This window comes from Ruegeria sp. CK1 (assembly GCF_056536545.1).
Window position 1 is genome coordinate 1 of the sequence record NZ_JBQFPX010000002.1, and the last position, 11,957, is coordinate 11,957.

An 11,957-nucleotide genomic window follows, 5' to 3' on the forward strand; every position below is an offset into this window, starting at 1 on the left:
GCGGCGGCAATGGCGGCGGCAATGGCGGCGGCAACGGCGGTGGAAACGGCGGTGGAAACGGCGGCGGCAATGGCGGCGGAAACGGCGGCGGAAACGGCGGTGGAAACGGCGGTGGAAACGGCGGCGGCAATGGCGGCGGAAACGGCGGCGGCAATGGCGGCGGCAATGGCGGCGGCAACGGCGGCGGCAACGGCGGTGGAAACGGCGGCGGAAACGGCGGCCCTGGTAATGGGAACGGAAACAACGGAAATCCCGGCAACGGCGGCGGCAACAATGGCGGCTCCGGTCCCGGAACTGGAAACGGCGGCGGCAACAACGGCGGCGGCAAGGGAGCTGGTAACGGTGGCGGCGGCCATGGCAATGGCGGCAGCAACGGCGATGGTAAGGGTGGCGGCAAAGGTGGCCACGGCAAAGGCGTCGACGGCAAAGCCGGAAAAGGTGGCGACGGCAAAGCTGGAAAAGGTGGCGGCAAAGGCGGTAAAGGCGGCAAAGCCGGAAAAGGTGGCGGTAAAGGCGGCAAAGGCGGCGACGGCAAAGCCGGAAAAGGTGGCGACGGCAAAGCTGGAAAAGGTGGCGGCAAAGGCGGCAAAGCCGGAAAAGGTGGCGGCAAAGGCGGCAAGCGGTAATTACGCCAACGCCATTAGAAAAGTGAACGGCCACCCAATTGGGTGGCCGTTACGTTTTTCGCTGTAAGAACTGATCAGCCCAGCTGAACCAAGGCGTAGTCAACGCCATAATAGCCAAAACAGGGTTATGTGTAAAAATGTAAAGAGCGACCTCGAGCCGCCCTTGTCGTTAGTAGTTTCCCAATGCCTTACACTGGACACTCTGGCCTTTTAGCTGTGGCCATAAATTCCAACCCAGCTGCTGGGCTTACTTGGGTTTTGCATCCGCAAGAACAAATAACGTGTCGCCGACCACGGCTTGATCTGATTGGTAAGGTTGTCCAGAACCAAATCACCGGCCGCCGACCGATAGACCAAAACTGCATGCGAATTGCGCTTGGTATCCAGAACCGTCGCGATAAGCAGCTTACTTGGATCAACGCCAGCTTTGATCAAATCCCGTTTCTTCAGCAACGCGAAGTCTTCGCAGTCACCACCGCGTGTTGTTGGCAACGCCCATCTTTCGGCGGTCCGATATTGCGAATAATCCGAAACAGATCGCGTCGTTGCGTTTACCTGCCGGTTAACACGCTTAATTATCCGCATTTCCTGCTGATAAGACATGGATGCCGACGCTTTGGTAGAACAAGCCCAGTTATATTGGCGGCACAACTGTTTCGCTCCTGATGGTGGAGGCGATACAGCAACAATTTTGATAAAACGTTCCTCGCTTGCGTCGGCGGTAGAAACGATACCCAGCGATGCCAACGACACAGCAGCAACTACAACAAATCGCCCCATAGTTGAAGGCAAGCATTCAAAACCGGCTTTAAAACAACTTCTCCAGGGGTTCATGTTTGTTCCTCGATCCAATTCTCCTGGCACACCTCTGGGCAAATCAGACCGTAGTAAGTCTCGTTAAACTACAAGTAGACTAGTCCATCAGCAGCGACTGAGGTGAACTTGAAAACCAATCGCGGCAGAAATCCGTAAGTCATTAAGGCCATTTAAGGCAAAAAGTGGGAAGGGCACGTCACAATCCAAAGGCACGGCAAACGAAGCGTGTCCTCAAAAACCCGTAAGGCATTGAAATATATTGTGAAGTGCAGCTACAAAAAAAGCCGAGCGGCTTGGTTAGCTGCTCGGCACAAAGATCGGCGAAATTTCGCCTACACTTTAACGATCGTGTAGGCGCTTGTCTCTAAAGGATTATTCGGCGATCTCAACAATCACCAATTCACGCTCACTGGCACCGCGCGCATGATCGAGCGCTTTTTGATATTCAGTTGAATTGTAACAATCAACTGCGGCCTCGACCGAAGGAAACCGAGCGATAACGTTCCGTGGGCGATCTTTTCCTTCAAGTTGTACATAGCGCGCAGCACGGGCAATAAACTCACCACCGAACTTCGCAAGCGCAGGTCCCGCCAGTTCGGCATATTTTCCATACGCTTCTGCGTCGGTAACTGTCACATGAGCGATCCAAAGTGCTGGCATTTTACCCTCCCAATACTTGTTCTGCAGCCTTTATCGCCGCATCTGAATTCGAGGCATCACGGCCGCCACCTTGCGCCATATCCGGACGCCCACCGCCACCTTTGCCGCCCAATTCGGACACAGCAGCACGAACCAAATCGACAGCAGAGACCTTGTCAATCAAATCTGACGTCACACCCGCAGCGACAGCAGCCTTACCTCCCGCGTCCGCGATGAGCAGTACTGCGCCCGTACCTAGTCGTGCTTTATGCTCGTCGATCAACGCAGGCAAATCCTTACCCGACACGCCAGAAAGAGCTTGCGCAAAGAATGGAACACCGTTTACGTCACGCGCTTCGGCACCACCCTGCCCCGATCCACCAGACATCGCGAGGTCACGGCGGAGTTGGGCAACTTCGTTCTGCAAGGCTTTGCGTTCGTCCAGCAAAGTCTTAACTCGGCTAACAACGTCATCGGGTTGCGCTTTCAACTCAGCGGCAATTTGGCTTAGCCGTTGATCCTGAGCTGACATGTGGCGAAACGCTTCATCTCCTGTCAGGGCCTCAATCCGACGCACACCAGCGCTGCTGGCACTGTCGCCCAAAACGACAAAAGTGCCGATGTCGCCCGTCTGACGCACATGCGTACCACCGCACAATTCGATCGACCAAGTCTCACCGTCATGACCTTTTCCCGTGGGCGCCTTGCCCATCGAAACAACGCGAACCTCATCACCATATTTCTCACCAAACAGCGCCTGAGCACCCAATTCACGGGCGTCGTCCGGTGTCATGATGCGGGTCTCGACACTCGAGTTTTGGCGGATGAATTCATTCACCTCACGCTCGACCTTTTGGATTTCCTCACGAGACAACGCTTTGGAATGGCTGAAATCAAAGCGCAGCCGATCCGAGGCGTTCAGCGATCCACGCTGAGCAACATGGTCACCAAGCGTTTCGCGAAGAGCTTCGTGTAGCAAGTGCGTGGCCGAATGGTTGGCTCTGATTGCAGTGCGGCGCGCATGATCGACCTCAAGCTCGACCGCGTCACCTGTTGACAGCGTGCCCTGGCTGACTGTTACACGATGCGCATAGACCTTGCCCTCGGCAAACTTTCGTGTGTCTTCAACTTGCGCTACATCTTGCATGTTTTCGAGACGACGGATTTCGCCCGTATCCCCGACCTGACCACCAGCCTCTCCGTAGAACGGGGTCTGGTTCACAACAACCCAACCAGAGCCACCTTTTTCGATCTTGTCCACCAGCGCACCGTCGACAACCAGTGCCGCGACTTGCCCCTCTGCTTTTTCGGTGTCGTAACCCAGAAAATCCGTCGCCCCAGCATTATCCAAGACATCGAACCAAACCACCTGATCAGCGGCCTCTCCTGATCCAGCCCAAGCGGCACGGGCCTTGGCCTTTTGTTCGGCCATTGCCGCATCGAAGCCGTCCGTATCGACGGTTAGGCCCTTTTCGCGCAGCGCATCCTGTGTCAGGTCCAGCGGAAACCCGTAGGTATCGTAAAGCTTGAAAGCGGAGTCTCCTGGCAGCGCGGCACCGTCGGGCAGCCCTGCCACCTCATCATCCAAAAGCTTCAGGCCGCGGTCCAAGGTTTGCTTGAATCGAGTTTCCTCTAGCAATAGCGTTTCTTCAATCAGTGCCTGTGCCTGACCAAGCTCGGCGTATTGCGCTCCCATCAGTTGCACCAAAGATGGCACCAAGCGATGCATGACAGGATCCTTGGCACCCAAAAGATGTGCATGACGCATGGCGCGACGCATGATCCGGCGCAGAACATAACCGCGACCATCGTTCGACGGCATCACCCCATCGGCAATCAGAAACGAGGTCGAACGCAGGTGGTCCGCTATGACCCGGTGGTGCACGTTTTGATCACCATACGGATCAACTCCGGTCGCTTCAGCAGAGGCTTCGATCAGCGTCTTGAACAGATCCGTGTCATAGTTGTCATGACTGCCTTGCAGCAGCGCGCCAATCCGTTCCAGCCCCATTCCGGTATCGATCGACTGCATATCAAGTTCGACCATCGATCCGTCTTCGAACTGCTCGTTCTGCATGAAAACGATGTTCCAGATTTCGATGAAACGGTCGCCATCCTCTTCGGCAGAACCCGGAGGGCCACCCCAGATATGATCGCCGTGATCGTAAAATATTTCGGTACACGGGCCACACGGACCGGTCGGGCCCATCTGCCAAAAGTTGTCATTGGTGGCTATGCGGATGATCCGGTCTTCGGGTACACCGACCTTTTTCCAGATCTCAAACGCCTCATCATCTGTGTGATAAACCGTCGTGAGCAGGCGGTTTTTGTCTATGCCGAATTCCTTGGTGATCAGCTCCCACGCGAACGGGATCGCTTCGGGCTTGAAGTAGTTGCCGAATGAGAAGTTACCCAGCATCTCAAAGAAGGTGTGGTGCCGTGCGGTGTAGCCAACGTTGTCGAGATCATTGTGTTTACCACCCGCACGAACACATTTCTGTGCTGTCGTCGCGCGCTGATAATCGCGGGTTTCTACACCGGTAAACAGGTTCTTGAACTGAACCATGCCCGAATTCACGAACATCAGCGTCGGGTCATTGCGCGGGACCAGAGGGCTGGACGGCACCACTTCGTGCCCCTGCTTCGCAAAGTAATTCAGAAAGGTCGATCGGATATCGTTCAGCGTGGGCATAAGGTTCTCTCAGCGCGCAATCATATTGTGTCGAAACGGGTTTATCCCTGTCCCTACGGATAGTCCACAGCAGAGGGGGACTTGAAAACAATCAAGGCGGCCCGAATGGACCGCCTTGTTATTGATTTCCTATGCGTCTTCAGGCTTCGAGGATATCGTCATCCTCAGTGGCACCCGGAGGCATGTCAAAATCCAGCCCGTGCGCTGCGCGAATTTTGTCTTCGATCTCAAGCGCAGCGCGGCTGTTATCGCGCAGATACTGCTTGGCATTTTCACGCCCCTGCCCGATCCGTTCATCGCCGTAGCTGAACCAGGAACCCGACTTTTCAACCACACCGGCCTTGACGCCCAAGTCCAGCAATTCGCCCATTTTCGAGATACCTTCTCCGTACATGATGTCGAACTCCACCTGTTTGAACGGCGGCGCCACCTTATTCTTAACGACCTTGACACGGGTTTGGTTTCCAACAACCTCGTCCCGATCCTTGATCGCCCCAATACGGCGGATATCCAGTCGGACCGAGCTGTAGAATTTCAGCGCGTTACCACCGGTGGTAGTCTCGGGGCTGCCGAACATCACACCGATTTTCATCCTGATCTGGTTGATGAAGATCACCATACAGTTCGAACGACTAATCGAACCGGTCAGCTTTCGCATCGCTTGGCTCATCAAGCGGGCCTGAACGCCGACATTGCTGTCGCCCATGTCGCCCTCAAGCTCGGACTTCGGCGTTAGCGCCGCTACCGAGTCGACAACGACCATGTTCACCGCGCCCGAGCGCACCAGCGTATCCGTGATCTCAAGCGCTTGTTCACCGGTATCAGGCTGCGAGATCAGCAACTCATCCAGATCGACGCCCAGCTTACGCGCATATTGCGGGTCCAGAGCGTGTTCCGCGTCAACAAACGCACATACACCACCGCGTTTTTGCTGTTCAGCAATACAATGCAGCGTCAGCGTCGTTTTACCCGAACTTTCGGGCCCATAAATCTCTACGATCCGCCCCATTGGCAGACCGCCAATTCCCAGCGCGATATCTAGGCCCAGCGAGCCGGTCGAGCTTGCGTCGATATCCTGCTTGGCGTCCTCGCCCAGTTTCATGATTGAGCCCTTGCCGAACTGCCGCTCAATCTGGGCCAGCGCGCTGTCGAGCGCCTTTTGCTTGTCTGCGTTTTTCTTGTCGCTCATTGTCAGAAGATCCGCCATTGTCCTGTCGCCTTCTCTTTTGTCACACCCTTGAACGGGCGGCAATCGCTGCTTTGTTCGCCTCTTGTTCCTTATGGGACCAAAAAGAGAACATTTCAACTAAAACTTACAGAAATTATTGTTGGGCAATTGTGTTAAAGAGTCCTTTACGCCAATCTGCGATTGAAACAAATTCGAACCAAGGGCGAGTAAATGCTTGTTTTTTATAAGGAACGCCTTGCGTTCCTAGCTGTCCCTAAAACAGGTAGTACTGCTTACCACACTGCCCTAAGCGACCGCGCTGACTTTGTAGTGACCGGGCCACCAGACCTCAAACACGCCCCTGTCCGCCGCTATGATCGTTTTTTTCAGAACATTTTTCGAAAAATGCACGGGACCGAGATGGAAATCATGGCCGTTGTACGCGAGCCCATCGACTGGTTGGGCAGTTGGTATCGGTTTCGCGGTCGCGACGACCGCATAGGACATCCGCATTCAACCCATGACATGACATTTGATGAGTTCGTTCAGGCCTATATGCAAAACCCACGCCCCGAGTTCGCTGACGTAGGCAGTCAGAGCCAATTTTTTCGAACGCGCAGCAACGGTTCTGGCGCAAGTCACGTCTTCAAATACGATAGCCAAGACAAAATTCTGGGCTTTCTGGAAGACAGGTTAAACATGGAAATCAAACTGCCACTGGAAAATGTCTCACCCAAACGAGAACTTATTCTTTCATCCAAAACCGAGCAAAAGTTCCGCAAACGCCACGAAGCCGAATTCGACTGCTACGCTTCAGCACTTTAGTTGAGCTGGTGAAACACCGCCTCGGTCAGCTGATTCAGCGAAAACGGTTTTGGCAGGAAGGTTGAGTTCGCGACCTCCGGACCAGAACCACCAAATGCGCCTTCTGTATACCCGGACATGAAGATCACTCTTACATCTGGTCGAGTCTCCATTGCCTTGCGCACCCATGTCGGCCCGTCCATGCCAGGCATAACAACGTCAGTAACGAATACGTCTACATTTAGCGCTCCGTCTTCGAGCAGATTCAGCGCTTCTTCCGCCGACCCGGCCTCAAGCACGGTATAACCCTTAAGTCGAAGCGCCCGCGTTGCAAAAGCACGGACTGGCGCCTCGTCTTCAACAAGAAGGACAACGCCTTCGCCTTGTCGAGCGCTTTGGGCGGTGGCGGCAGGCTCTAGTTCTGGCGAAGTCTGCGGACGTGAGGAGGAAACCGGTAGATAGACAGTAAATTCAGTCCCGTGTCCCTGAAGACTGTCGACAAATATGAAACCTCCGGTTTGCTTCACGATACCGTAGACAGTGGAAAGACCCAGCCCAGTCCCTTCCCCAGTGCGCTTGGTGGTATAGAAAGGCTCAAACACTTTTTGCAATTTGTCCGCTGGAATTCCCGTGCCGCTATCGATCACTTTAACCGTCACGTATTCTCCTGACTGAACAGTCGCACGATCGCGCCTTAGGGGTTGGCTCAGCATCACCACTTCAGTCTCGATCCTGACCTCGCCACCGTCTGGCATGGCGTCGCGAGCGTTCACCACTAGGTTCATTAAAACCTGCTCTAGTTGTCTTTTGTCCGCTCGCACTGGTTTCAAAGCTGGATCGTGGCTTAGGGTAAGGCGTACTTTTTCACCGACCAATCGATTCAACAGATGGATGAGGTCCGAAATTGTATCGCGCAGGTCCAGAACCTCTGACTGCAGAGTTTGTTTGCGTGAAAAGGCCAGCAACTGGCCGACAAGCGCAGCTGCCCGGTTGGCATTTTGGTTGATCTGCACAAGATCTCCGTAATTTGGATCATTCTGATCATGTCGCAGCAACAACAAGTCGCAGTGCCCGGAAATGGCCGTCAGCAGGTTGTTGAAATCATGGGCAACACCTCCGGCCAGTTGCCCAACTGCTTGCATTTTCTGCCCCTGTACGAACTGCGCCTCAAGCGTCTTGAGCTCAGTTGCGTCGTTTAACACCGCGATCAGGCAGATTTGCCCATTATTTACGACGCGGTTCAAAGTGACCTGAACAAATATCTCTTTATCCTGACGCATCAAACGCAGAAACTCAGAACGCACTGTGGTTTCCTGCGCGGCAGTGCTTGCCAACCATTCCAGAAGCGGATGACCAAGCCCCTGCATGATCTGGTCCACATTGGTCTTGCCAGTTTCAATCTCTCCTATCAAAGCCACGGCAAGACGGTTTGCTTTTCGGATAATACCGTCAGGTGAAAGGCATAGAATTGGTACCGGCAATTCGGGAAAAGAGGTTCCGCCGCTGGCTTGCTCTTTGTTTTCAACTGGCAAAACAGCTAAGTCGCGGACGATTCCAGATCGACCAACCTCGCAAACAACGGCCGAAACAGTGCCGCTTGCAGTGTGGACCTGAAAAATACCGCCCTGTTCAGGGAACTGTTCTCCAAACACCTGCCGAGAATCAATGCACCCCTGCCCCAATAATTGAACCGCTGCCGGATTTGCTCGCAGAATAGTGCCATTTCGTCCTTCGGTCAGAACCGGAACACTGACGTCGTCCCACTGACTGGCTGCATCAAGATGGATCCTCCAACAGAACCGGCCATTTCCGACATCGAATACGGAAACCGGGATGGTCGAGGCGACAGTTACGATTTCTTCTCGCGCCTTACCAAAAATTTCAGCCTTTGACTGCAAACGCAGTAAAATGGCAGCAGGGTTGGCGAATACCGACCTCAAGCAATCCTGTAATCGCCCACCCAGATAGGCCTGAACCTGTGCTCGTGCTTAAGAATTAGCGGACAAAATTTCACCTTGAGCATTCGCGATCACGCAAGGAAAACAGTCTTGCTCCGCGAACACAGCCATTGTGTTGATCGATTGTCGCGCAAGGTGGTGTACGATCTTTGCCCGCAGTAGCACTAGAAGAGAGGTAACCAACAACGAAACACCTGCCACCACAAACCCGACGTGCCAGACCTCGGGCAAAAGTCCCACTGCAGGCGACAAGCTCAATAGCGAACCTATTACCACCAGGGATACGAGTCGTGGGCCGGACGGGGATTTCGGAAAAGACGGATCAGAGGGTATTTCCGTGGAGTCAGTCATAACAACTCAAGTCGATGGGCTTTTGTGCACTCAGCCCAAACAAAGTTAATCCACGATTAACAGAATCCAGACAATCTCCTTAAGGTTGCTATGTCTTGACGCTTTATCGCGTCAATAGCGCGGTGAAGAAACCGTCGGTTCCGTGTGAAACAAGCCACGTTTTGCGGAGCTGCTCAGACCATTCCGGATTGAATTCCTTAAATTTATCAACAACATGATCATTTTCATCGGCCAGGATGGAACATGTTGCATACGCCAGAACACCACCAGCTGCGACCATGGACTGAATTTTATCCAATATAGCTGACTGGATCTGAGTTAATTCCTGCAAGCGGGCTTCGTCCAAAGCCCACTTACCCGCAGGTGCCCGTCTCCAAGATCCGCTACCTGAACATGGGGCGTCCACTAGAATTACGTCGAACGGGGCCTGCCGCGTAAGATCATTACTCGACAAGATTGAAACATACGCCCCTGCGCGTTCAGCGCGTGCCGGTAGGTCCCGCATCCGGCTGGAATTGACGTCGTGGGCAAATACCTGAACTCCACGATGCGCGGCCAGCGCTAACGATTTACCGCCACCCCCAGCACAATAATCCAGCACTCGCATACCAGGTTGAAGGTTCAGAGAAGCAACGACTGCTTGGCTAGCAGCATCCTGAAGCTCCACCAATCCGTCCAAATAGGCTTTGCTCTGGGCAATTTTTCGAGCCCCGTCCGTGACTTCCAGCGCTGTGGCACAGGCGGGATGTACAACCGTCTTTATTCCTTCAACGTCCAGAGCAGCAATCGCCCCGGTCAAATCAGTCTTGATCATGTTCACCCGCAGATGAACTGGTGCACGGTGTTGGAGAGCCTGTGCAACCGCTAACGCTTGATCCCCCAACGACGACTGAAACCGTGGCCACAACCATTCTGGAATGTCATATCGCTCAGCTGTTGTCGCGAATTCCCGCGCTACTTCATCTGAAGAAAGAACCGCAGGCGCGTGACGAGCCCCTGTGAACAAATCGTCCAATGCACCTTCTGACGCCCGCATTGCGCCGATCATCAAACCACGTCCGGTTTCGGCACCTCCGAGCGCAGAGAAAGAACGCTTGCACCGCAACGCTGCAAAGACATGATCGCGAACTGCCGCACGATCTTTGGACCCGGCAAATCGACTGCGGCGAGACCAGTTGGTCAGGCATTTCTCAACAGGTATTCCCGAGAGGATCTCATCAAGAATTTCTATCGAAGCTTGAATGCGTGCGGCCGGTGTCATGTTCTCTTCCGATATTGATGAGAGAGCTTCGGGTCCAAGTGCCTCGAATGCAAAACGGCGCCCAGGTCAGGGCGCCGTTCATGATAAAGTTGGGGTTACATCACCCGATAGTTCGGGCTTTCACGTGTGATCTGAACGTCATGCACATGGCTTTCTTTCAGCCCTGCACCCGTAATTTTCACGAAATTGCAATTCTTGCGCATATCTTCAACTGTCGCGCAACCGGTATAGCCCATTGCGGCGCGCAGACCACCGACCAGTTGGTGCACCACTGCGCTTGCCGAGCCTTTGTAAGGCACCTGTCCTTCGATACCCTCAGGTACCAGCTTGTCGTTGGCAGCGTCCTTCTGGAAGTAACGGTCTGCCGAACCACGCGCCATAGCCCCCAAGCTGCCCATCCCGCGATAGGATTTGAACGACCGACCTTGATACAGGATCACCTCACCCGGGCTTTCATCGGTTCCTGCAATCATCGAACCAACCATTGCGCATGACGCGCCGGCGGCAATGGCTTTGGCAAAATCGCCCGAGAACTTGATACCGCCATCGGCAATGACCGGAACGTCCCCGGCTGCCGCCGCGCAATCCATAATCGCAGTCAGCTGAGGCACCCCAACACCGGCCACCATCCGCGTAGTACAGATAGAACCTGGCCCGATACCAACTTTGACAGCGTCCGCTCCTGCGTCGATTAGCGCCTTGGTTGCGTCCGCAGTGGCTACATTGCCCGCGATGATCTGCACCTCATTCGACAAAGTCTTGGCCCGCTTCACCGCGTCCAAAACCCCTTGCGAATGACCATGCGCGGTATCAACAACAATAATATCGACGCCCGAATCCACCAGTTGTTCTGATCGTTCAAATCCCGCGTCGCCAACCGAAGTCGCTGCAGCAACCCGCAGGCGGCCCAGCTGATCCTTACAGGCTGTCGGATTCAACACTGCCTGTTCGGTGTCTTTCAAGGTCAGTAAGCCGGTCAATTTCCCTTGACCATCCACGACCAGCAACTTTTCGATCCGGCGGGCTCTCATCAGGCTTTTAGCCTCTTCGAGATCGGCAGGCTCCTGAAGCATCGCCAAATTGTCCGAGGTCATCATCGCTTTGATCGGCGTATCTTCCGAGGTGGCGAAACGCATGTCGCGGTTCGTGACGATGCCGACAACACGCCCCTGTTCATCCACTACTGGGAAACCGGTGAAGTTATAGCGCTGCACCAATGCCTGTGCGTCTGCCAAAGTTTGATCCGCACGCAGTGTCACGGGGTTATAGACGATGCCCGATTCGAACCGCTTCACCCGGCGAACTTCGCGGGCTTGCTCCTCGACTGAAAGGTTCTTGTGAATTACCCCGATGCCGCCAGCCTGTGCCATTGCAATGGCCATGCGGGCTTCGGTTACGGTATCCATCGCCGAGCTAAGCAGCGGAATATTCATAGTAATCTGCCGGGTCACGCGCGTGGTCGTGTCCGCAGTTGCCGGCAGCACCGTCGATGCCCCGGGAACCAAGAGTACGTCGTCAAAGGTGAGTGCCTCACGAATCTGCATTTTCTAACCTCATGCAAAAGCCCGTTTGACGGTGACCCTATTGCATGGATTTTAACTAAGGAAAAGCCCCTGACCTAAACTACTTTTCCCTTGCGGGC

The 11,957-nt window shown here is 54.4% G+C and carries 9 protein-coding genes; 2 read left to right on the top strand and 7 right to left on the bottom strand.

Annotation, left to right across the window (positions count from 1 at the left end; genetic code table 11):
- Positions 1-626: hypothetical protein (locus tag ACR0L3_RS06580; RefSeq protein WP_480744683.1), on the top strand; the 626-nt coding region annotated here is incomplete at its 5' end.
- Between the two features lie 210 nt (positions 627-836).
- Here ACR0L3_RS06580 and ACR0L3_RS06585 read toward each other — a convergent pair.
- From ACR0L3_RS06585 to recA, 4 genes are all read right to left on the bottom strand, one after another.
- Positions 837-1,460 (bottom strand): transglutaminase-like cysteine peptidase, encoded by a 624-nt coding sequence (locus tag ACR0L3_RS06585; RefSeq protein WP_480744684.1) that lies wholly within the window; start codon positions 1,458-1,460, stop codon positions 837-839.
- A 354-nt stretch (positions 1,461-1,814) separates the two neighbouring features.
- Entirely contained in the window at positions 1,815-2,102 is a 288-nt protein-coding gene (locus ACR0L3_RS06590; RefSeq protein ID WP_480744687.1) for a DUF1330 domain-containing protein, read from the bottom strand.
- Between the two features lies 1 nt (position 2,103).
- Positions 2,104-4,773, bottom strand: a complete 2,670-nt coding sequence (gene alaS, locus ACR0L3_RS06595) for an alanine--tRNA ligase (protein ID WP_480744689.1) — start codon at positions 4,771-4,773, stop codon at positions 2,104-2,106.
- A 139-nt stretch (positions 4,774-4,912) separates the two neighbouring features.
- Entirely contained in the window at positions 4,913-5,980 is a 1,068-nt protein-coding gene (gene recA, locus ACR0L3_RS06600; RefSeq protein ID WP_480744690.1) for a recombinase RecA, read from the bottom strand.
- Between the two features lie 192 nt (positions 5,981-6,172).
- Here recA and ACR0L3_RS06605 point away from each other — a divergent pair, with 192 nt between their 5' ends.
- The gene (locus tag ACR0L3_RS06605) at positions 6,173-6,766 is read left to right on the top strand and encodes a sulfotransferase family 2 domain-containing protein (RefSeq protein ID WP_480744692.1); all 594 of its coding nucleotides are present in this window, start codon (positions 6,173-6,175) and stop codon (positions 6,764-6,766) included.
- On the opposite strand, the gene ACR0L3_RS06610 is transcribed toward ACR0L3_RS06605, so the two are convergent.
- The 3 genes from ACR0L3_RS06610 to guaB all read right to left on the bottom strand — a co-directional run bounded on the left by ACR0L3_RS06610 (position 6,763) and on the right by guaB (position 11,859).
- On the bottom strand, positions 6,763-8,685 hold the full coding sequence (locus tag ACR0L3_RS06610; RefSeq protein ID WP_480744694.1) for an ATP-binding protein: 1,923 nt from the start codon (positions 8,683-8,685) through the stop codon (positions 6,763-6,765). The genes ACR0L3_RS06605 and ACR0L3_RS06610 overlap by 4 nt on opposite strands.
- A gap of 472 nt (positions 8,686-9,157) precedes the next feature.
- A complete protein-coding gene (locus ACR0L3_RS06615) occupies positions 9,158-10,315 on the bottom strand; it encodes an RsmB/NOP family class I SAM-dependent RNA methyltransferase (protein ID WP_480744695.1) in 1,158 nt (385 codons plus the stop codon).
- 95 nt (positions 10,316-10,410) lie between these two features.
- A complete protein-coding gene (gene guaB, locus ACR0L3_RS06620) occupies positions 10,411-11,859 on the bottom strand; it encodes an IMP dehydrogenase (protein WP_480744697.1) in 1,449 nt (482 codons plus the stop codon).
- Between the last annotated feature and the right edge of the window lie 98 nt (positions 11,860-11,957).